This is a genomic window from Candidatus Baltobacteraceae bacterium (genome assembly GCA_035502855.1).
Classification (GTDB): domain Bacteria; phylum Vulcanimicrobiota; class Vulcanimicrobiia; order Vulcanimicrobiales; family Vulcanimicrobiaceae; genus Aquilonibacter.
Genome location: DATJTX010000027.1, coordinates 69,531 through 90,062, shown reverse-complemented (window position 1 = coordinate 90,062; position 20,532 = coordinate 69,531). Strand labels below are relative to the sequence as shown.

Here is a 20,532-nt window from a genome sequence, read left to right as displayed (position 1 = left end):
GCGCGCTCGCCGCCCGCGGGCCTATTGGAACGCGATCTCGGCTTGCAGCGGTCCCAGCGTGGATGCGGGGGCCGGGCCGCCGGTCGAGAGCGTTCCGCCATCCAGTACGCCGTAACCGCTTAGCGTCAGCGTGTGCGAGTATCCGGTGTACGGGAAACTGACGGTGGTGGTGCCGGAGTTTACGACCACGGCGCACCGCCCGACGTACGTGCCGGCATAAAAGCACTCTTGGTATTGCCGCGCATAGGCGCCGCCCGACTGGAGCAGTCCGCTGACCGAAGCCGGCGCCGCGACGACCGGATCGAGCGCCACGATTTGCGATTCCGGGAAGACGTGGAATTTGGACGGCGTCGCGAACCATTCCCACAAGACGTCGAGCGAGGGATTGTAGGTCAAGAGGAAGGACGCGTAGCCGTAGATTCGCGCGGCGGTATTCTGCGAAGCGTCGCCGCCGTACTGTGCCATGCACGAGAACATCTTGTTTTGGGCGTTGACCTCGAGTTCGGTGTTCTCTTCGGCGAGCCAGAGCCAACTGCCGTGCTCGGCTTGGTCCGACGTGTTGTAGCAGCCCTCGAAATTACCGCCGATCGTGTTGGAGGAGGCGAGCAGTGCGATCGAGAGCGAGGGATCGTGCCCGTCGAGTTCGTTCAATCCGTTGAAGAGTACCGGTCGCGGCGCAGCGTTCGCGAGCGCGATTTCGCCGCTCGCCCACGCGCTGTCGTTGTAGTTGCAGGGTAGCGAGGGAGAGAAGGTTTCGTAAATCTCTTCGCTGAGTTGCCCCGCGTCGTCTTCGAAGAGGTAGTCGTAGTGCGCGCTGCCGATCTCCCGTGTCGCGAGCTGCGCAAACGGACCGTAGAGTGCGCTCGAACTCGGATTGGTGACGTACTGTGTGACGTCGTCGAATTGATCGCTGACGTCGGTTCCGTTGCACGCGGCGGCAAATGCCGGCGCCGGCAGCATGCTATAGAGCGGGTCGGTGGTTTGTACGCGGTTCGGGTCGATGTAGAGTTGGGTCTTGATGCCCGTCCCCGCAACCGCGCTCGCAACGGACGGCGGAACTTGCGCCCAGGTCAAATATGGGGCCGCGCTCGACCACGCGATCGAGTTCGAGCCGTCGACGCCGGCAAGGTAATCGGCGGTGAGAACGTGCGTCGGCCCCGTCGGCTCCGGCGTTGGAGTCGGCGTCGGTGCGGGTGTCGGTGTCGGCGTGGGTGTCGGGCTCGGCGTCGGACTCGGGGTCGGACTCGGGGTCGGTGTAGCGATCGTCGGATCGGTAAGCGTAATCGAGGTCGCGGCAATCGACCCGGTCAGCGCGCCGGTGCCGGTCACGGAAGCGGTTGCTCCGGTTTCCAGCGTACCGCCGGTAATCGTGGTCGTCCCTGAAAACACCGCGACCGGAACCGACGGGTATGACGAACTCATGTCGAGCGTAAATCCGTAGGCCGTTGCGGCGACCACTCGGCCCGAAACGGTCACGGGCGGCGGCGCCGCGCTCGATTGCGAAGCGATCACCGCAGTGACGCCGGTCGTGAAGGAACCGGTCACGCCGACGGTTTCGTATTTGCCGGTCGCCGGCGCGCCGCCGAAAAAGGCGGTGTTCGCGTTCGTCGTGATCCAAACGTACCCGTGTGGTAGGCCGCTTTCGATTTGAAATTCGTTGCTCCCGACGTTCACGACGGGACCGCTCGTCAGTTGTAATCCTGACGGCATCGCCACCGCGACAGCCGCGGTTTGCGTCACGCTCGCAGCCTCGATCGAGGTAGACCACGAACCGCTCCCGCTGACGGAGACCTCCTCGCCGACGAACGGCTGCCCGCCGGTGATGCTCGTTGCTGAAGTCGTGTAGACGTCGATGAGGCCGTGCGGCGATCCCGTCTGCAGTGAAAACCCGTCCGAAAACAGGGAAACGATTTCACCACTCGCTTGCATGGACGCAGTCGCCGTCGCCGTCGGGGTTGCGTTTGCCGCGGCCGCGGCAGGTAAGACGGAGGAGCCCGCAGCGTTCGATCCACCGCTTGCACCTCCGCTGCCCCCACAAGCGCTCAACAGGACGCAGAAAATAACCGTGATGGAGAGCATCAAGTTCTTCATGGCAATTTTTTGTATCGGTTGTATTAAAGCAGAAAAGAAGTTCCTTGAACGGTGATCAGCCAAGCGTGTAAACGCTCGGACTTTCTCCGACCGACAAGAAACTTTATTCAACCAACAAAGCAGATGCTCAACGCGTCCTCGATCAACGTACCATTTGTCCCGGGACCAATTGGGTTGATCGTCCCGCATAACGTCGTGAACTTGTGGGGACACCATGGGAGTACCCCGAGAGACCGAACCAAAAGTCCCAAATCACCATCGGGAAAGGATATGACCCGTGATCGCCCACGAACTAGCCGGGACCTCGCCGGATACGATTCGGCTCTATGTGATCGAAGGGCAAGTGCTCTTTGCCAAAGCTCTCTCGCAAGTGTTTCATCAAGACAAACATATCGAGGTCGTCGGCGATGCACAGACGGTGGACGAACGCGCGGTAACGCGCGCCAAACCCGATGTCGTAATCCTCGATCTCGACGGTGCTGCAAACGGACTTATCGAAGACATCGAACGCGTGCGGACGAGCGCCCCGAACGCGCGCATTTGCGCCTTGACGATGCGGCCCGCGCCCGAAGTGATGCATCGATGTCTAGCTGCCGGCGCCGATGCCTACGTGATCAAAGACATCATGCCCGGCGAATTCATTCGTGCGGTCAAGATCGTCGCCGGCGGCGATACGTACGTCGATCCGCGCGTCGCCGGCGGGTGGCTCCGGCGCCGTTCGACCGGGTCCCGGCGCACCGACCTCAACGAACTCTCGGTGCGCGAGACGGAGATCATTCGCCTCATCGCCGAAGGACTCTCGAACAAAGAGATCAGCGTGCGCCTAACCCTTTCGGAAAAGACGATCAAAAATCACATCAGCCGGATCTTCTCAAAGCTGAACATTTACGCGCGAACCCAAGCCGCCGTTCACGCGATTCGGCTGGGTCTGCTGTAGAATCGCACCCTTGATGGCGGCGACGACGTCTTGCGCGTCGGCGTCGCTCATCGAAGGGTAGAGCGGAAGCGAGAGCAGACGCTTCCAAACGCGCTCGGTTTGCGGCACGGTCCGCGTCCGTAAGAAACGATAGGCTTTGAACAGGTGCGTCGGGATGTAATGAACCGACGTACCGATGTTTTGCTCGCGCAGGGCTTCGATCAAATCATCGCGTGTGATCCCCGCCTTCACCTCGTCCACGATCACCACGAACATGCACCAGCTCGTGCGATCGCCGGGATTTTGCGCCGGAGCCTGCAGCGTAATTCCCGGAATCTCACGCAGACCGTCCGCGTAAAGAGCGGCCAACTCATCGCGGCGCGCTTGCATCTCCGCGAGGCGCCGGAGCTGGCCGATACCGATGGCTGCCAACGGGTCGGGAAGGTTGTATTTGTAACCCGGCTCGGTAACGTCGTAGCGCCACGATCCGCTGGCCGTGTAGCGCTTCCAGGCGTCGCGGTCCATTCCGTGAAGGGAGAGAATCCGCGCGCGCTCGGCAAGTGCATCGTCGTTCGTCAGGAGCATGCCGCCCTCGCACGTTGTGAGATTCTTGGTCGCGTAGAAGCTGTATGCCGCCGCGTCGCTGCAGGCACCCGACCACCGGCCCCGATCGAGCATGCCGGCGGCGTGCGCGGCGTCCTCGAGAACCCGTATCCCGCGGGCATGCGCGAGTTCGACGATCGGCGCGATATCGAGCGGCCGCCCGGCGTACGGCATCGGCATGATGACTTTCGTTCGCGGCGTCAGCACGCGCGCGATCGTCTCGGGCGTGACGCTGAACGTCTCGGGATCGACGTCCGCGAAGACCGGGGTCGCACCGAGCTCGAGCGTGCACTGCGCGCCGGCGACGAAGGTCAGCGACGGCATCACGACGTCGTCGCCGGATCCCACGCCGAAAGCCCGTAGGGCCACGTGCAGCGCGGCCGTACAGCTGTTCACGGCGATCGCATGACGAACGCCGGCCGCCGTCGCGAACTGCGCCTCGAAGGCGCGGACGTTTGGACCGGTCGTCAGCCAGCCTTCACGCAGAGCGGTGAGGCTACCGCTCAGCTCGTCGTCGGAGAGGTCGGGGCGGCAATAGGGTAGGAATTGATCGCGCATGGTTGTGGCTGAGTCCTTGCCGGGGCGACGGCTGCGTTGCGTACCATCATGGCGAGCATGAACGCGAGCCAGATATATTTCGTGTACATGACGTCGAGGAACATGGCGGCCACGAACAGCCCCAGGAGCGCACCTTCGACGCCGATCCTCGGACCGGAAAGCTCGCCGTACATCGGGACGCTGCGCATGCTCCGAAACTGGAAGTACCAGGCTGCGAGCAAGATGACGAGCCCTACGATGCCGAGTTCGACGCTGGTGGACAAGAGCAAATTATGCGGTGCCCGGTGCCAGCGTGTGTAGTAGTGCTCGCTGACGGTGAGGAACGACTGGTCGTAGGCAACGGAAAAATTCGAAATGCCCGCACCGAACCAGAAGTGATCGCGCAGCGCAGAGAGACCGACCCGCCAAATATCGACCCGGCCGGCTCCGCCCGTCGATGCCGCGTTGGAAAACCGGTTGATCACGTTGCTATCGAAAAGCAGGGCTGCGCTCAGCGCTGCCAGACCGATGAACGCGCCGAGGATGCGCTTACGATCGCGCACGATGACGTAAATCAAAGCAACCGCCACCCCGAGCAACCCGCCGCGCGAGCCGGAAACGGCGATTCCGCCTCCCATGATCAGGAGCGCGAGTCCGCATCCGCAGCGCAGAGCGGTCGATCGCGCGCGGATCAGTCCGACCATCGAAAGTGCGATCGGCAGGATCAGCGCTGCCGCGAACTGGTTCGGATCGATGATGCTGTTGTCGTTGGCAAGGAAGAGGCGATCGCCGCCGGCGATGTCGAGCCCCTGGCGGAAGACGTAGGTTCCGTACCCCGATGCAAGGCACCCGCCCACGATTGCCGCGGCCATCGTGAACCGCAGCATCCGCGAATCGATCGGCACGAACGACACGACGGCGTAGATCCCGACCAGTTGGCAGAAGGTGAAGAGGTGCGCGTACGATGCGGACGGATCGATCGCCCACGTCACCGTCGCCGCGGACCAAGCCGTCAGCAATGCCCAGTAGACGATGGCACGATCGGGCATGATGGCGCGGCGGGTTCGGATCAGCCATAACAAGATGGCGCCGCCGCTGGCGATCGCTATCAAGCGCGTCAGGGTTCCGAACGCATCAAGCGCGAGCAGATTGTCGAAGGGAACGAGCACGACGAAGAGCGCGTACGGAAAGACGAACGGCCTGCAGATCGCGGCGTACGCGGCGAGCGGGCCGAGCGCCGCCGCGAGTGCGAGCGCGACGCCCGTCTTGGTTCCGGAAAGCGCCGTGATACCGAGCATCGCAAAGACTGCGAGCAGCGAGATTCCCGCGCCGGCGATCTGGGGCGGGCGGACGAGCGAACGGATCATGAACCGGCCGACCGTCCCCACGCGCCCTTGCGCGCCAAGAGCGCCACCGTGAGCTCGCAATACGCGACCAGGTCGCTGCGGCGAGGAATCAGCATCGTGCGCACGTCAATCCGGGCGACGGAAGCAAACCAGATGATCGCGGCGGTCTGCCCCGCAATGTAGGCCGCCGTCGACGCAAGTGCGGCTCCCACCAAACCGATACGCGGAATGAGCAGAAAACTGCAAACGATGCAGATCGCGGCCGACGCAGAGGCCAAGGTGAGCGGTACCTCCGGCCGTCCTAAACGGATCGTGAAATAGCTCGACATCGGCCCGCCGAGCGAGAGCGCGAAGACGCCGATCAGCAGCACGCGCATGGCGGGCACGACCGGCATGAAGCTGCGACCATACAGAAGATGCACGGCAAAGGGCGCGATGGCCGCGAGTCCGGCGCAGCAGATGCTCGAGATCAACACGTTGTGACGGACGGAGCGCGCCGCCAGTTGCGCGGCGGGGCGTTCCTCCATGCTGCCCACATGCGGGGCCGTAACCAAAGCGGTGACTTGCGTCGTCGCTAGAAGCGCCTCGGCCGCGCTGACCGCGAGCGTGTACATTCCGAGCATCTCCGGCGTGCCGAGCATTGCGACGATGTAGACATCGGCGCGATAGTTCAGCAGCGTTACGATGCCGACCATCCCGGCGCGCGCGGCGTAGCGCGTGAACGTGCCAAGCGACGCCTTTCCCTCGGGCAGACCGCGTGCGTCGAGCGCGACCCACGTCAAAACGCCGATTGCGGTGAGGTTGGTCGCGATCAGCCAGGCGGCGATCGCTCCGGGTGCGGCGCGAACGCCCGCGGCAAATGCGACCACCATGATCGCGAGAATCACCCCGGAGTTCGCCCAGCCCATTGCGGCGGCGACGCGCACGCGGTGCGTTCCGGTTGCGTAGCCGGTCCCGATCATCAACGCGGCCGGCCCCGAGAGCGAGAGTATTGCTGCGGGCGCGGCCCACAACGTGTGGCTCAGAAAGGCAAGGATCGTCGCACCGCAGGCTGCCGCGAGCACGAACATCGCTCCGGCGAGGAGCGCGGTGCGGGCTACGCCGCGTCCGGCGTTCTGCCTGAGGAGAAAGTACGAAGTCGCACTGCTCAGACCCGCAAATGCAGCGATCATGATGCCCGCGTCGACCATCGGCGTGACGTAGAGTCCCCGCTGATGGGTCCCGAGCATGCGCGCGGTGAGAACGCCGAGCGCGGCGGCGAGAAGCATCGAGACGATGCGCGTCGCGAAGGCGTAGATCCCATCCGCGAAGAGGCGGTTGCGCAACGACATGCGACGCTCTTAAACCGCCCGGTGGGTGAAGAACTCGCACGCCGTCTTGATCACGCAGTACAGATAGAGATAGACCGAAACGTGTTCGACGTAGAACAGATCGCACGCGAGCACCCTAGGCGCGTCCGCCGGCTCGAGGTTGCGTGGCAGATTCAACTGCGCCCAGCCGGTCAGCCCCGGCCGTAAGACGTGGCGCAGCGAGTATAGCGGCACTTCCCGCGCAAAGCGGTCGGCATATTCCCGCATCTCCGGACGCGGGCCGACCAGCGACATCTCGCCGAGTGCGATGTTGCATAATTGCGGAAGCTCATCCAGGCTCCAGCGCCGCAGCAGCGCACCCCGTCGCGTGATCCGCTCGTCACCGGGACGCACCCACGCATCGCCCGCGCCGGTACGCATCGTACGGAACTTGAACATCGTGAAGTCGTCGTCGTCGCGGCCGACCCGTCGCTGTTGGAAGAACACGGGCCCGGCGTCATCGAATCGAATCGCCAGCGCAATGACGACCAGGAGCGGCGTGCAGACGAGCAGCGCGAGCGAGGCAAAGAGCACGTCAAGCAGGCGGATTATGCCCAATTCGATCGCCGTCGACGGTTTCGGATAGGGACGACGGAGCCGATCGCCGGCCGGATCGAAGCGCCGCTCGCCGCGCCGCAATCGATGGAGCCCTGCGCCGATTGCGCCGGCCGCGACGATCCACACCAGCGGCCCGGCGATCGCTCCGAGCCAGTGCAAACCAAAGAGGAACGAGAGTGCGAGTCCGACCAAGCCGCCGGCGATCGCGACGGCGCCGGCTTGATACCACTCATCTCTCGGATGCAGCGCATAGCTGAGCCGGTAGCGACCGGCTGCAACGGCAAGTGCAAAGGTGCACGCAAGCGCGAGGAACGCAGAGGTCGCGTTACCGAGCAATCCCAAAAGCGCTATACATGCCAACGCCGCGGCGGCGTCACCGACCATCAGCAGCGTACCGAATCGTCCGAGCTGCTCGGGAAGGGCCGGCCACTCCTGTACTGCTTCGTGTGCCGGGTTGGAAGCTTCTATCGTGTTTAACATACGTTTCCTCGCATGAAGAGTCCACGCGCTCGCTCATACCACGCGAACGCCGGGCGCCGAACGTGCACCTCGTGGTACGCGATCGACGCCGCACCTAGATCGTGTTTGAACCGCTCGACGCCTTGCAGTCCTTGGCTCGCACCGAGGTTGTACCAGCGAACCCGGCGCTCGCACGCGGCGCGCAGAAGCGCCACGTTGAGCGCATTGCTCGGGCGGTAGGTGGATGCGTCACGATCCATCGCAGCCGTCCAGAAGAACAACTCGTCCGCGCCGAAAAGAATGATGCCGCCGCCGATGGGGCGGCCATGCACGCTCGCGAACCAGAGCTGCGCGTCGTCACCGCCGTGGTTGAGCACGCTTTCCAGCAATGCATACGAAAGCGACGGTTTGCCCGACGGCCATGCCCGGCTCGCTTCTTCGAGCATCGCGTAATACACGTGTAAATCGCTCGCGCCGGCGCGCGCGCATTCGACGCCGCGCCGCAGCGCCTGATCGGCCATGCGCCGCGTCACGCCGCGCATACGCGCCTTGGCCGACTCAAAGCCGTCGGAACAATCGATGACGGCCGCTTCGTAGGGCTGCGGTTGCACCGGACCGGCGGTGGGCAATGCCGGCCCAAGCGGCCAGGGAAAGATCCGCAGATGATCGACGCGCGCAGCGACCGCCGCCACGACCGCGCGTGCCTGGGCGGACGATGCAAGCGCACCGTCCTCATCCAAGACGCACGTATAGCCGCCGAGCGGGAATCCGATATACTCGCGAAACGGCGACCGGCGCCGTGCCGCGTGAACGGTCGGCAGGATGAACGTCTTCTCGCCCAGGCGGATTCGCAGCGGGGCGGCGGCCAGAGCCGGTATCGTTTCTTGCAGCGCATAGGCCCAGCCGGGACGAGCAAAAAAGGTCGGCGCGGGATGCTCGCGGTCGAACCGGTTCCACTCATCGAGCGGGAGAAGCTCCACGCTCATGAGGCCGGCCTCGCCAGCGGTTTTGCGCGCTTGGGGCGTCGAGCCGCCGTTTCCCAAACCGCGGCGATCTCGGAGATGCACTGTTCGGCCGAGTAGGCACGCGAAATATACCGAGCGGCGTCGTCCTGCGCGCGTAATTCTCCGCGTTCGTGCGCTTCGAGCAGCAGGTTGAGTGCGCGCTCGATCTCTTCGTACCTGTTCACGCGCGTCACGAACGGGAACTCCTGCGTCCAGAGGACATGCCGCCCGTACGCGAGCGCTTCGAGCGTCATGAGCGAGAGGCCGTCGCGCTGCGTAAACCGGATCAAGACGGTGGTTTCGGGGTAGATGTGCTCGAGCGAGGTCTGCCACCCCAAAGCGACGATATTTGCACCGGGCGGCGCGTAGTATTCGCCCCCGCCGACAAGGAAAAAGCGGACGTTTCGCGGCGCAAACGCACGAATGAGGCGCTCGTATTCACGCCGGCCGTAAAATTCAGCTCGCGACTTGGGCAGATAGAAAAGCACGGTGAACGTGCTCGGCAGCGCGACGCGCTCGACCCGGGGCAAGCGCGGAGGCAGCGGCGCAAGTTTCGCTTCGATGCCCAGGGCTCGCAGTTCCGCGATCGTCCAAGGCGCTTCGGCGAGATTTTGCACGTGCGCACTCGTACACCAGCGTCGCAATCGCTTGTTGCTGCGCAGTGCCGTAATGTCGGTTCCCACCCAGTGAATGACACGGGGCTTGCGGAGCAAACGGGCAAGAAGGTGGAGCCACCGGTCGCCGATCGGCGCTCCGATCGAATACCAAACGTCGGCGTTCGCGAGTGAAATCATCGAACTGGCAACCTCGAGGCGGCCACGCACTCGCAACGGTTCGGCCAGCCATCCATTCGAGCGGCGCTCCACTTCGCGCACGACTTGTGCCGTAAAGAGTTCGAGGCCCGAGATCGCGACCCGGCGGCTCGCGTCGTGTGGAAGCGGGCGCTCCCGGACCGCGCGATCGAGCAGGTTCTCGAAATCGGCGGCGATCCGCTCGGGCGCGAATCGCTCGGCTACGTATTCACGACCGCCTTCGTTTGCATCGAGCATGCCGGCTTCGTGCGCGTTGCGCAGTGCGCGTACGAGTCGAATCGCGTGTGCCGTGTTGCTCGCGTGTGCGACGCCGGGGAAGTCATGATTCCAAATTACGTGCCGGGCGTGAGCGAGCGCCTCGAGCACAAGCTGCGATTTCCCGTCGTGTTTGCGCATACGCAGGAGCACGCTCGATGCGTCGATGCGTTCGGCGATATCATCTACGTGGCCGGCGAATCGCACGTTCGGCGGGGCGGCTCCGTTGGGCGCGCCGCGCCCGGTGACGGTGAACGGCACGTCCGGAAACTCCGAGGCGATCTGATAGATCGCGCGCTCGCCGTAGAACGGACGCTGCGGTTCGGGCAAATACGCGAGCACGTTAAAGCGCTCCGGCATCGGAGCGGTCGTCGCGGGGACGTCGACCGCGGTTACGGGCAAGTAGCTCGCATCGATGCCGAGCGCACGCAGCTCGTCGACGAGCCACGGGCTATCGGCGAGGTTGATGAATTTGTAGTTCTTGATCACCTCGAGCAGATGCGGATCGGTCTTCGCGGCGAGGACCTCCGCGCCGGCCCAAATCACGATGACGGGAATGTTGCGCCGCCGCGCGACGTCGGCCAGCGCAGCGTGCGGCCCGGGACCGGATAACGAGATCACTGCCTCCACGCTCCGGCTTTCGATCAACGCCAGCAGCGTTTGCACACGTGAGGACCCACGGTACCGAAGATACCAGCGACCGCTGCGCTCGTTGATGAGGCGGCAAAGCTTGCGCCCGTCGTGCTCGACCCCGATTACGAGCGCGCGCCGGCGATCGGCCTGCGCCATCAGCGCACTCCCACCATACGATCGAGCGCTTGCGGGGTCAGCGGACCGACGTACGTTTGCGCGACGATGCCGTTTCGCACGAGTACGGTCTCCGGGATGATACGCGCACCGAGCAAAGCGTTCGTTGTTTTTTCGTCGTCGATCAAGATGGGATAGCTCAAGTCGTAGCGAGTGATGAATGCACGTACCGCCGCCGGCGGGTCGCCTTGGTCGATCCCGATCAGCGCGATGCCGTGGGCGCGAAGCCGCGGCGCCGCTGCTGCAAGCGTCGGCATTTCCATTGCACACGGCGTGCACCAGGTTGCAAAGACGTTGTACAGCGCGACGCCTGCTTGCGGCCGCAAGCTCGCCGGCGCGCCATCGAGCTCGACGAGCGAAAGAACGGGAAGGGGCTTGCCCGGTGCGGCCGGCTTTTCACGCAATCCGCGATGAACCGCCACCGCGACGACGGCGAGGGAAAAGATGACCATGAGGACGACGCCGGCGCGGCGCAACGCGAGCCGTTGCAAGTGCATGTTCTACTCGTACCAAAGGTTCGGGCTCGCTTGACTGCCCCTGATTTCCCGCAACGAGCTAGTCTTTTCGCCGTTGCCGCTTCCTCGTTCGAGACGCTTTAGTAGTTGCATGAACATTCGAATCGGAGCGCTCCTCGCGCTCGTAGCAGCTCTCGCCGCCTGTGGTGGCGGCGGAGGTTCGGGAAGCTCGGGCGGCGGCGGGGGAGTACCTCCGACCGCGAACCCCAGCGCGCCCTCATCCACCGCTCCCGGGTCGACAGCGACGCCCGGAGCGACACCGACTCCTTCGATCAGCGGGCAGATGAGCGTGAACGGATCCGCGATGGCGAATTCGACCGTTGCATATACGTGTGGTTGCTCCGCGCAAGCCGGCGAGACTTCGACCAATGCCGGCGGTAACTACACGATCGACGCGAGCGCAACCGCCATACCTTCCAGTCCGACTCCGACCTACACGGCGGTACCGGGCCGCAATTACATGATCATCGGCTATGCGTCGAACGGCACGCAGGCCTGGACGATGGAGTTCCTCGGAAACTCACCGGCAACCGATCTCAATCTGTCCTCGACTCCGAACAGCCTCTCGACCAACACGACCGACACGGCATCGACGGCTGCGGCTCTGTATATCTACTACGAATCGCAGAACAATAGCGATCAGTCCTTCGATCTGTGGAACTTCAACACGATCGCCGGCTGGGCAGCGCACCTGCGAGCGGGCAGCGGTCTCTCGGCAAACGAGACCAAACTCATGAGCGATATCACCAGCAGCCAAAGCGCCGGCGCGAGCCTGTATCCGACCGTGCCCGCCTGGAATCCGCAGGCCGGTGCCACGAAAAATACGACGATCCTCTCCGACTTGCAAGCGGTTCATGCCGACGGTACCGCGGTCGATTCCACTCTGCCGACACCCTGCCCCGGAGAGGGCGAGTGCACGGGAGCGCCTACGCCGTGATCCGTTTCCTGCGTACGCTGTTGCTCGCGGCGGGCCTAGCGCCCGCCGCGATGGGCGCATCCGCGCTCCCGGCGCAGATCATTCATCCGGGCGACCAGCTCAACGTCCAAGTCTACGGACAGCAGTCGCTTTCGGAGAACGTCACCGTGATGTCGGACGGCACGATCGAATACCCGTTGGTCGGCCGCGTGAGCGTCGGCGGTAAAACGGTGACTGCGGCTACCGCCGATCTGAGCGACAAACTCGCGCAATACGTACGGCACCCGTTCGTCAGTATCGCCATCACACAGCTTGCCCAGCCGAACGTGCTGGTCCTCGGCGACGTCAAAAACCCCGGAAAATATCAGTTGCGTTCGGATGCGCGCGTGACCGATGCGATCGCCGCTGCCGGCGGCCTTGCCGAGGTGAACGGCGCGTTGCCCGAAGCCCGCATTTCCGACGCACAGGGCGACATCACCCACGTCTCTCTGCAACGGCTCCTGCACGACGGCGACGTCACCCTGGACAAATCGCTGGCCGAAGGCGACGTCGTGTACGTGCCCGGTCCGACCCTCATCGACGTAACGGTCAACGGCGCGGTCGACCATCCCGGTGTCATCCAGATTCCGCAAGGCGATAAAGTTTCGATGGCAATCGCCCAAGCCGGCGACAGTACGCAAGCCAACTCGGACCTCAATCACGTCAAGGTTCTCCGTACACTACCCGACGGCAAGATGCAGACGTTCTCGATCAACCTCTACCAGGCACTCCTGCACGGTGACGGCAGCGCCGACATCGCGTTGCAGAAGGGCGACGAAATTTACGTTCCTCAGATGCGCCAAAAGACGGGATCGCTCTTGACCAACGCAGGCATCCTGGACATTCTCGGCCGCCTCCTCATTCCATAAGGATCGCGATGAACGGACTAACGACCACGACGCCGATGGCTCTGACCGGGGGCAGCGTCGAACCAACCGTCTCGGACCGCCAGCGCGAGCTCGCCTCGCTGTGGCGCACGATCGTGCGCCGGCGCGCGGCGATTCTGCAAATCTTCGTGGGCTTCGTCGCGCTCGTGGTCATCGGAACGATGGTGTGGCCCAAATCCTACACGACGACGATCAAAGTGATCGCCGGCAACGAAAACGGTCCGGCTGCGGACGATCCATCGACGCAAACGAACTTACCCGTGCTCAATGCGCTCGTATTGGCAAGTGGAATGCAGACCTCCGAAACGTACGCGGAGCTCTTTGTCGAAACGCCGGTCGTGCAGCGAGTTATCGATCAACTCGATCTACACGTGAGCCCGGACACGTTGTTGAAGCACGTGACGGTCGCGCCGATCACAAACACGAATATTCTCGCCGTTTCGGTGAGCTGGAAGGATGCGGTTACCTCGGCCGCCATCGCGAACGCGTTCGGCCAGGCGATTCTGCAGCGTGAGCGCGATTTGGTATCGAGCCAAGCAAATGCCGCGCTTTCCAACCTGAGTCAGCAGCTCCCGGCCGCCCAGACGCGGATGAACGACGCGCAAAACCGTCTTACAGCCTTCGAAACGACCCATCGCATCGCCAATATCGACGAGCAGACGCAGGCTACGATTACAAACATGGCGGCTCTGGACGCGAAGCTGGACCAAACCCAGACCGATCTGCAGCAAGCTCAGGCGCAGCTCGCGTCGGATGATTCGCAGATGCGTACGATTCCGGCCAACATCACGGGCAACACGACGACCGCGCAAAACCCGGTGGTTGCCAGCCTGCAGAATCAACTCACGCAAGTCGACGTCCAGCTCCAGCAAGACGAGCAGCAGTACACCAACAAGTATCCGGCGGTGATCGCGCTCAAGGCGCAGCAAACGCAGTTGCAGCGACAGATCGCCAAGGAACAGCAGACGGTCGTTGCCAACACGAGTCAAGTCCCCAATCCCGTCTATCAGCAGCTCCAACAGCAGGCGGAGCAGGCTCGTTCACAGGCGGCGGCCGACAACGCGCAGGTTGCGGAGCTGCAGCGTCAACTGCACGACGCGCAGCCCGCGCTCGCGGCCCTGCCGGCGCAAGCGGCGCAGCTGGCCGATCTCCAGCGCAGCGCCAAATCGGCGCAAGACGTGTATTCGGCGCTGCAGCAGAAGTACGTCGATGCGCGTGTCGCCTCGGAAACCGCCATCTCCGACGTCACGATCACCCAACCGGCGAGCCCGGCGGGCGCCACCGTGCGGCCCAGCCTGATGCTGAACTTCCTCATCTCGCTCGTTCTCGGCCTGGTGCTCGGGGTCACCGGGGCCTTGGTGCTCGATTACCTCGACAACTCGATTCGCGACGAGCGTGAAGTGGAAGAAGAGCTGGCGATTCCGCAGGTGGGCTCGGTGCCGTTCGTGCAGCTGCGCAACGGCGCACCGATCGTTCCGTGGGTCAAGGCGCTTGCGCTCGACTCGTTCCTGCAGCTGGTCACCAACATCAAATATTCGACCGACCAACCGCTGCGTTCGCTGACGATCACGAGTCCCGCGCAGGGTGACGGCAAATCCACCGTCGCGCTCAACGTCGCGCTCGCACTGAACGAAATCGACGGTTCGGTGCTGTTGGTCGACGGCGACCTGCGCCGCCCCTCTCTGCACGCCAAACTCCATCTTCCCAACGAACGCGGCCTCTCCGACGTGTTGGTCGGCGCCTGCTCGATCGCCCAGGCCGTCCAAATCGACAAGCGCACCGGTCTTGCGATCATGACCAGCGGAACGGCCGCGCCGAATCCGATCAAGTTGCTCGAATCCCCGCGCTTCGACGATCTTTTGGAGGAACTCTACACACGCTACAAAATCCTCGTGTTCGACGGCGCGGCACTGGCAAACAATCTGGATTCCGCCGTGCTCGCTCATCACACGACCGGAACCGTGCTCGTGGTCTCGCAAGGCACGAGCGATCTGCGCGCCGCAAGCAGCGCGGTCAAGCGCCTGGGACGCATGGGCGCTCGCAACGTGCTCGGTTTCGTCATGAACCGGGTCGAGCCGCGCCGCGCCGACTACGCTCCGTACGGCGAGGAGCTTCCCAGCCTCTTGGGCGATGACGCGCCCATCGTGGTCGCCCAACATTAGTGGCCAGGAACTGCCGAGCGGTTCGATGGAGCGGCACGAACGTGGCAAAGTCCACATCGTCGAACCGCAGGACCTCTTCGTGCCGACGCTCGTCGACGTGTTCTCGGAGGCCGGGCTCTTCGTCGATCGGGTAAGCGAACAGATCGACCCGCAGATCCTGCTCGAGGAACAGCCCGATCTGCTCTTCGTCGATTCGGATTATCTCGACGATCCGCTTCGGGCCGTACGCCTCGCGCGAACGCTCGCGGCGCACGCGTTCATCGTCATCTATAGTAACTCGCGAGGCGGCGGAAGCGAGGACGCGTTTCTTGCAGCGGGCGCGGCCGTCGTGCTCGACAAGAGCGCCGAACGCGAATCGATCGTGGAGACGTTGCGCGCTACTTGGTCGCTACGCCATACATGATGTAACGCCACGACGGCGGCACGAGCGCGTTCATGAAGAGACGATCGAGGACCGCAAACGCGCGCCGTTGCCGTTCCGAACGGCCGAGCGCTCCGAAGAACCCGGCCGCACCGTACTGCACCCGCGAAAAGGGTTCGAGAAACGCGCGCATCTCCTCGATGGTGACGTAACGCCACCGCTCGCCCCACTCGACGTAGCGGCTGCGCAACGCGGCATGCAGCGGACTTCCGGTCAAGTTCTCGGCGAAGAGTAAGCGTCCACCCGGCCGAAGCGCGCGATGCATCGATCGTACCGCCGACCGCTGCCGTTCGATCGCGCCGCCGTGCCCGACACCGCCGAGCACCGACTTGAAGACGACGACGTCGAAGCAGCCGGTATACGGAATCGCGGTAGCGTCGATGTCTTCGAAGCGAATCGACTCACCGACGCCGTAACGGTCGACCAGGCTTCGGGCTTTGCCGGTCGTATTCTCGAGATCGGAGCAGACGACGTTGTGACCGTGCTGCGCGAGCCAGACCGAGAGGCCGCCGTTGTGGGCGCCGATCTCCAAGCAATTCAGAGGCGCGCCGGAAAGGTCGCCTTCCCGTTCCCAGAAGCGGAGCGCGGCCGACCAATTGGATACGTCCCACGCAATCGCGCCGGCAGCATCGATTCGCACGCATCGATCGTAACGCGGGGAAAGCGGGCGGACCAGGAACGGGTAGCTCCCGATCGCGGGGCCAACGGTCCTTGCTGCGCGGCGCTCGGCCGGGCGTGCTCCGAGGGCTATCTTTCGAGAGCGCGGAACTACCTGCGCTCGCATGGCTCCACCCCGAAAAACGATCGAGCTCCCACCGACGTACGATCCAAAAGCCGTTGAAGAACGGCTCTACGACTTTTGGGAGCGCAGCGGATTCTTTCACGAGGAACCCGACCCGGCACGCCCTCCCTTCATCATTCCGATGCCGCCGCCCAACGTTACCGGACGTGCGCATCTCGGTCATGGTTCGACCTATACGCCGCAGGACGTGCTCACCCGCTACCATCGCATGCTCGGCGAGGACGCCGATTGGCTTCCCGGGCTCGATCACGCCGCGATCGCGACCGAGGCCGTGCTCGTGCGCGAACTCGCGGCTGCGGGTATTTCGCGCGACCGTCTGGGACGCGACGGTTTCGTGGCGCGCGCCTGGGAATGGTCGAACGAATACGGCGGTACGATCAACGCGCAGTTTCGCAAACTCGGATTCGGACCGGATTGGCAGCGCGAACGCTTCACCATGGACGAGCGTCTCTCCGCGGCGGTTCGCAAAGTTTTCGTCGCACTCTACCGCGAGGGCCTGATCTATCGCGGCAAGCGCCTGATCAATTGGGATCCGAAAGGACAGACGACGGTTTCCGACGCCGAGATCGATCACCTCGAGCGCGACTCGTACCTGTGGCACATTCGCTACGATGCGAAAGACGGCGCGCACGCGCTCGAGATCGCGACCACGCGGCCCGAGACGATGTTGGGCGACGTCGCGGTCGCCGTTCATCCGTCGGACGAGCGATACCGCGACTTGATCGGCGCGAGCGTCGTACTGCCGTTGATCGGACGCGAGATTCCGGTGATCGCCGACGAAGCCGTCGATCGAAGCTTCGGCACCGGTGCCGTCAAGGTCACGCCGGCCCACGATGCGACCGACTACGAGATCGGCCTACGCCACCGGCTGCCGATGCCGACGATCATGGACGAGGACGCGCGTATCTCCGACGCCGAGATCGCCGTCGGTCCGTACGCCGGACTCGATCGGTACGAAGCTCGGGCGCGGATCATCGAGGATCTGCGCGCGAGCGGGAACCTCATAAAGGAAGAACCGTATCGCCACGCGGTCGCAATCAGCGAGCGCTCGGGCGAGGTGATCGAGCCGCTGCTCTCCCTGCAGTGGTTCGTCACGATGAAGCCGCTCGCCGAGCCCGCGCTGCGCGCCTATCGCGACGGGCGGTTGCGGTTTGTCCCCGAGCGTTACGGGCGCACCTACGAGCAGTGGCTCGAGAACATCCGCGATTGGAACATCTCGCGCCAGCTGTGGTGGGGCCATCAACTGCCGGTCTGGTACACGCCGGGCGGCGACGTCGTCGTAGCCGAGACCGAAGAAGAAGCTCGTGAGATCGCTCGCACGCGGTTCGGCGGCGCGCCGCTCGCGCGCGATCCGGACACGCTCGACACCTGGTTTTCGAGCGGGCTGTGGCCGTTCTCGATTCTCGGCTGGCCCGAGCGAACGCTCGAGCTGCAATGCTGGTATCCTTCGCAAGTGCTGATCACCGGTTGGGAGATCATCTTTCTCTGGGTCGCGCGCATGGTGATGCTCGGCATGCATTTCTTGGGCGAGGTTCCCTTTCCGACGGTCTTCATTGCGCCGCTCGTGTTCGATGCGCAGGGACGCAAGATGTCGAAGTCGCTGGGCAACGCGATCGATCCGATGGACCTGGTCGATCGCTACGGCGCCGATGCGACCCGGATGGGCATCCTCCGCCAGATGCGTCTCGAGGGTCAGGAGATTCGCTTCCAGGAATCGCGTTGCGAAGAGGCGCGCAATTTCAACAACAAGATTTGGAACGCGACCCGGTACATGCTCGCGCTGCCCGAAGGATTACCCGGCGCGATGACCCTGCCGAAGCCCGCTGAGCTCACGGTCGCCGACAAATGGATCCTGACGCGGCTGCACGAGTTGATCGCAACCGTCGGCGAGCGGTTCGAAGCCTTTGATTTCGGCAACGCGGCCGAAGCGCTTTGGCGCTTCGTCTGGTACGAGTTCTGCGACTGGTATGTCGAAGCAACCAAGGTCGAGGGAAATCGAACGACGCGTGCGGCGGTGCTTTCGTTCGTGTGGAACAACGCAATGCGTGTGCTGCATCCGGTGGAGCCGTTCATCAGCGAGGAAGTTTGGCTCGCGCTTCCGCACGATGGCTCCTCGATCGTAACCGCGAGCTGGCCGGATCGCCTCGAGGTTCCGGTCGACCACGCCGCCGCCGCCGCGTTCGAGGTGCAGATGGCGGTGACCGAGCGGATTCGCCGGCTCAAAGTCGAGCTCGCGTTGCCGCTGGGATCGAAACCGCTCGCGCGCGTTCCATTCGAGCTCGGCGAGGCGGCATTGCAGGCCGTGACCGCGCTCACGCCGGTCCTGTCGGGCTCGACGATCGAGGTCGATCCGGAATTGCACGGCGGCGTGGCAGCGGTGCTGGTGGAGGCGCCGCGAGCCCTCCTGCTCGAGCGGTATAAGAAAGACGCGGCGCACTTGCGCGCCGAGGTCGAGCGGGGTGAGCGCAAGCTGGCCAACCCGCAATTCGTCGCCAAGGCCGCGCCCGAGGTGGTTGCGAAGGAGCGGGAAAAGCTCGACGGCTACCGCTCCGAACTCGCGCGCGTCGAATCGGCGCTTGCTGCCATGGGAGAGCCTGCCTAATGACGACGGCCACGCAAAAATCGCGTATCTTGCTCGAGAGCGATGAGATTGCGCGCGTGATCGCGCGCCTCGCGCATCAGATCCTCGAGCCCGGCGACGCGCAGCGCGGCGTGGTCCTGATCGGCGTGCGGCGCGGCGGCGAGGCCCTGGCGCAGCGGCTGGCCAGCGAGATCGAGCGTATCAGCGGACGCGCACCCGCGCTCGGGTTTTTGAACATCAACCTCTACCGCGACGATCGCGTGACCCACGAAATGCCGGAATCGCAGATTCCGGTCGACATCAGCGAGCGGCTGGTCGTCATCGCAGACGACGTGCTGTATACCGGTCGAACGATCCGGGCCGCGCTCGACGCCGTGACGGATCTCGGCCGCCCCTCCGCGATCCGGCTGTGCGTCATGATCGACCGCGGCTTGCGCGAACTGCCGATCCAAGCCGATTACGTCGGGCGCGCGATTCCCACCAGCCGGCGCGAGCACGTTCGCGTCTCGCTGGCGCCGCAAGTCTCGCCCGGCGACGAGGTGTCGATCCATGCGAACGCGACGTAGCCTGATCGATCTCGACGATCTCTCCGCCGAGGAGATCGAAATCATCTTCGAACAAACGCGGTCGTTCGAGGCGCATGCGCCGGGACGGCTGCTGGAAGGCGTCGATACCGTGAACGTCTTCTTCGAGCAGAGCACGCGTACGTTCACGTCGTTCAATCTGGCGCAACTGCGGCTGGGCGCCAACGTCGTCAACCTCTCGCCCAAGGACATCAGCATGGCGACCAAGGGCGAGACGATCGAGGACACGATGCTCACGCTCGCCGCGATGGGAATCGGCGTCGTCGTCGTTCGGCATCCCGAAGCCGGCTTTCCGGCGCGCGTGGCCGCCGCGTTCGACGGCCACGTGATCAACGCCGGCGACGGAGCCCACGCGCATCCGACGCAGGCGCTGCTCGACATCTTCACCTTACGCGACGAGTTCGGTTCGCTCGAAGGCCGCAACATCGTGATCGTCGGAGACATCGCGCACTCGCGTGTCGCGCATTCGACGATCCACGGGCTGGCACGCCTGGGCGCACGCGCCGTGCTGGTCGGTCCCGAAGCATTTCTGCAACCGCAGGACGCGGTCGCGGGCGCGCGTATCGAGCGCGATCTGGATTCAGCTCTCCGCGCTGCCGACGCGGTGATCCTCTTGCGCATCCAGCGCGAACGCTTCGCGGAGATGCCGATCGGCGATCGGGAGTACATCGAGAAGTACCAACTCAACGGCACGCGGCTGAAGCATCTCTCGCGGCACGCGATCGTGATGCATCCGGGGCCCTACAACCGCGGCATGGAACTCGACGACACCGTGCTCGAGTTTACCGGCTGGCGTTACGCGCGGCAGGTGCATCACGGCGTCTACATCCGCATGGCGGTGTTGGATTTGCTGGTGAACGGCGCGCGCGAGCGCGTCTCGTAGCCGGG

At 64.1% G+C, this 20,532-nt stretch carries 18 protein-coding genes; 9 read left to right on the top strand and 9 right to left on the bottom strand.

From position 1 onward, the window contains the following. Nucleotides 1–21: 21 nt before the first annotated feature. A complete protein-coding gene (locus VMF11_11665) occupies nucleotides 22–1,929 on the bottom strand; it encodes a hypothetical protein (GenBank protein HTU70965.1) in 1,908 nt (635 codons plus the stop codon). On the opposite strand from VMF11_11665, the gene VMF11_11660 reads away from it, so the two are divergent. Both VMF11_11660 and VMF11_11655 read left to right on the top strand, forming a co-directional pair. After that, nucleotides 1,928–2,146, top strand: coding sequence for a hypothetical protein (locus VMF11_11660; GenBank protein ID HTU70964.1), 219 nt, complete (start codon nucleotides 1,928–1,930; stop codon nucleotides 2,144–2,146). The two genes, VMF11_11665 and VMF11_11660, sit on opposite strands and share 2 nt — an antisense overlap. Before the next feature lie 222 nt (nucleotides 2,147–2,368). Continuing rightward, nucleotides 2,369–3,028 (top strand): response regulator transcription factor, encoded by a 660-nt coding sequence (locus VMF11_11655; protein HTU70963.1) that lies wholly within the window; start codon nucleotides 2,369–2,371, stop codon nucleotides 3,026–3,028. On the opposite strand, the gene VMF11_11650 is transcribed toward VMF11_11655, so the two are convergent. Genes VMF11_11650 through VMF11_11620 form a run of 7 tightly spaced genes read right to left on the bottom strand, consistent with a single transcriptional unit; the run spans nucleotide 2,963 to nucleotide 11,234 of the window. Continuing rightward, nucleotides 2,963–4,168, bottom strand: coding sequence for a DegT/DnrJ/EryC1/StrS aminotransferase family protein (locus tag VMF11_11650; protein HTU70962.1), 1,206 nt, complete (start codon nucleotides 4,166–4,168; stop codon nucleotides 2,963–2,965). The two genes, VMF11_11655 and VMF11_11650, sit on opposite strands and share 66 nt — an antisense overlap. Next, complete coding sequence (locus VMF11_11645) at nucleotides 4,114–5,514, bottom strand: O-antigen ligase family protein (GenBank protein HTU70961.1); 1,401 nt, start codon at nucleotides 5,512–5,514, stop codon at nucleotides 4,114–4,116. The genes VMF11_11650 and VMF11_11645 overlap by 55 nt, the downstream gene beginning before the upstream one ends. Then, entirely contained in the window at nucleotides 5,511–6,824 is a 1,314-nt protein-coding gene (locus tag VMF11_11640; protein HTU70960.1) for a polysaccharide biosynthesis C-terminal domain-containing protein, read from the bottom strand. The genes VMF11_11645 and VMF11_11640 overlap by 4 nt, the downstream gene beginning before the upstream one ends. A 9-nt stretch (nucleotides 6,825–6,833) precedes the next feature. Then, the gene (locus tag VMF11_11635; GenBank protein ID HTU70959.1) at nucleotides 6,834–7,880 is read right to left on the bottom strand and encodes a sugar transferase; all 1,047 of its coding nucleotides are present in this window, start codon (nucleotides 7,878–7,880) and stop codon (nucleotides 6,834–6,836) included. Beyond that, nucleotides 7,874–8,845 (bottom strand): GNAT family N-acetyltransferase, encoded by a 972-nt coding sequence (locus VMF11_11630; GenBank protein HTU70958.1) that lies wholly within the window; start codon nucleotides 8,843–8,845, stop codon nucleotides 7,874–7,876. The genes VMF11_11635 and VMF11_11630 overlap by 7 nt, the downstream gene beginning before the upstream one ends. After that, entirely contained in the window at nucleotides 8,842–10,719 is a 1,878-nt protein-coding gene (locus VMF11_11625) for a hypothetical protein (protein HTU70957.1), read from the bottom strand. Before VMF11_11625 ends, VMF11_11630 begins: the two co-directional genes overlap by 4 nt. After that, the gene (locus VMF11_11620; protein ID HTU70956.1) at nucleotides 10,719–11,234 is read right to left on the bottom strand and encodes a TlpA disulfide reductase family protein; all 516 of its coding nucleotides are present in this window, start codon (nucleotides 11,232–11,234) and stop codon (nucleotides 10,719–10,721) included. The genes VMF11_11625 and VMF11_11620 overlap by 1 nt, the downstream gene beginning before the upstream one ends. A gap of 109 nt (nucleotides 11,235–11,343) precedes the next feature. Between VMF11_11620 and VMF11_11615 the strand changes: the two genes are divergently transcribed. From VMF11_11615 to VMF11_11600, 4 genes are read left to right on the top strand one after another with little or no spacing between them, the layout of a single operon-like run. Beyond that, on the top strand, nucleotides 11,344–12,189 hold the full coding sequence (locus tag VMF11_11615; protein HTU70955.1) for a hypothetical protein: 846 nt from the start codon (nucleotides 11,344–11,346) through the stop codon (nucleotides 12,187–12,189). After that, nucleotides 12,186–13,076 (top strand): polysaccharide biosynthesis/export family protein, encoded by an 891-nt coding sequence (locus tag VMF11_11610; protein HTU70954.1) that lies wholly within the window; start codon nucleotides 12,186–12,188, stop codon nucleotides 13,074–13,076. Before VMF11_11615 ends, VMF11_11610 begins: the two co-directional genes overlap by 4 nt. An 8-nt stretch (nucleotides 13,077–13,084) precedes the next feature. Beyond that, nucleotides 13,085–15,256: a polysaccharide biosynthesis tyrosine autokinase gene (locus VMF11_11605; GenBank protein ID HTU70953.1), complete on the top strand. Its 2,172-nt coding sequence runs from the start codon at nucleotides 13,085–13,087 to the stop codon at nucleotides 15,254–15,256. 25 nt (nucleotides 15,257–15,281) lie between these two features. Next, complete coding sequence (locus VMF11_11600; protein HTU70952.1) at nucleotides 15,282–15,659, top strand: hypothetical protein; 378 nt, start codon at nucleotides 15,282–15,284, stop codon at nucleotides 15,657–15,659. Here VMF11_11600 and VMF11_11595 read toward each other — a convergent pair. Continuing rightward, entirely contained in the window at nucleotides 15,634–16,317 is a 684-nt protein-coding gene (locus VMF11_11595; GenBank protein HTU70951.1) for a class I SAM-dependent methyltransferase, read from the bottom strand. The genes VMF11_11600 and VMF11_11595 overlap by 26 nt on opposite strands. Before the next feature lie 142 nt (nucleotides 16,318–16,459). Between VMF11_11595 and VMF11_11590 the strand changes: the two genes are divergently transcribed. From VMF11_11590 to VMF11_11580, 3 genes are read left to right on the top strand one after another with little or no spacing between them, the layout of a single operon-like run. Then, nucleotides 16,460–19,081, top strand: coding sequence for a valine--tRNA ligase (locus VMF11_11590; protein ID HTU70950.1), 2,622 nt, complete (start codon nucleotides 16,460–16,462; stop codon nucleotides 19,079–19,081). Beyond that, nucleotides 19,081–19,626: a bifunctional pyr operon transcriptional regulator/uracil phosphoribosyltransferase PyrR gene (gene pyrR, locus VMF11_11585; protein ID HTU70949.1), complete on the top strand. Its 546-nt coding sequence runs from the start codon at nucleotides 19,081–19,083 to the stop codon at nucleotides 19,624–19,626. Before VMF11_11590 ends, pyrR begins: the two co-directional genes overlap by 1 nt. Then, a complete protein-coding gene (locus tag VMF11_11580; protein ID HTU70948.1) occupies nucleotides 19,610–20,527 on the top strand; it encodes an aspartate carbamoyltransferase catalytic subunit in 918 nt (305 codons plus the stop codon). The genes pyrR and VMF11_11580 overlap by 17 nt, the downstream gene beginning before the upstream one ends. Nucleotides 20,528–20,532 lie beyond the last annotated feature (5 nt).

Bases quoted from the DNA above. Each gene is read 5' to 3' on its own strand.
- VMF11_11660 (HTU70964.1), top strand. From the start codon at position 1,928: ATGGACGCAGTCGCCGTCGCCGTCGGGGTTGCGTTTGCCGCGGCCGCG.
- VMF11_11665 (HTU70965.1), bottom strand. From the start codon at position 1,929: ATGCAAGCGAGTGGTGAAATCGTTTCCCTGTTTTCGGACGGGTTTTCA.
- VMF11_11650 (HTU70962.1), bottom strand. From the start codon at position 4,168: ATGCGCGATCAATTCCTACCCTATTGCCGCCCCGACCTCTCCGACGAC.
- VMF11_11645 (HTU70961.1), bottom strand. From the start codon at position 5,514: ATGATCCGTTCGCTCGTCCGCCCGCCCCAGATCGCCGGCGCGGGAATC.
- VMF11_11640 (HTU70960.1), bottom strand. From the start codon at position 6,824: ATGTCGTTGCGCAACCGCCTCTTCGCGGATGGGATCTACGCCTTCGCG.
- VMF11_11635 (HTU70959.1), bottom strand. From the start codon at position 7,880: ATGTTAAACACGATAGAAGCTTCCAACCCGGCACACGAAGCAGTACAG.
- VMF11_11630 (HTU70958.1), bottom strand. From the start codon at position 8,845: ATGAGCGTGGAGCTTCTCCCGCTCGATGAGTGGAACCGGTTCGACCGC.
- VMF11_11625 (HTU70957.1), bottom strand. From the start codon at position 10,719: ATGGCGCAGGCCGATCGCCGGCGCGCGCTCGTAATCGGGGTCGAGCAC.
- VMF11_11620 (HTU70956.1), bottom strand. From the start codon at position 11,234: ATGCACTTGCAACGGCTCGCGTTGCGCCGCGCCGGCGTCGTCCTCATG.
- VMF11_11615 (HTU70955.1), top strand. From the start codon at position 11,344: ATGAACATTCGAATCGGAGCGCTCCTCGCGCTCGTAGCAGCTCTCGCC.
- VMF11_11605 (HTU70953.1), top strand. From the start codon at position 13,085: ATGAACGGACTAACGACCACGACGCCGATGGCTCTGACCGGGGGCAGC.
- VMF11_11600 (HTU70952.1), top strand. From the start codon at position 15,282: ATGGAGCGGCACGAACGTGGCAAAGTCCACATCGTCGAACCGCAGGAC.
- VMF11_11590 (HTU70950.1), top strand. From the start codon at position 16,460: ATGGCTCCACCCCGAAAAACGATCGAGCTCCCACCGACGTACGATCCA.
- pyrR (HTU70949.1), top strand. From the start codon at position 19,081: ATGACGACGGCCACGCAAAAATCGCGTATCTTGCTCGAGAGCGATGAG.
- VMF11_11580 (HTU70948.1), top strand. From the start codon at position 19,610: ATGCGAACGCGACGTAGCCTGATCGATCTCGACGATCTCTCCGCCGAG.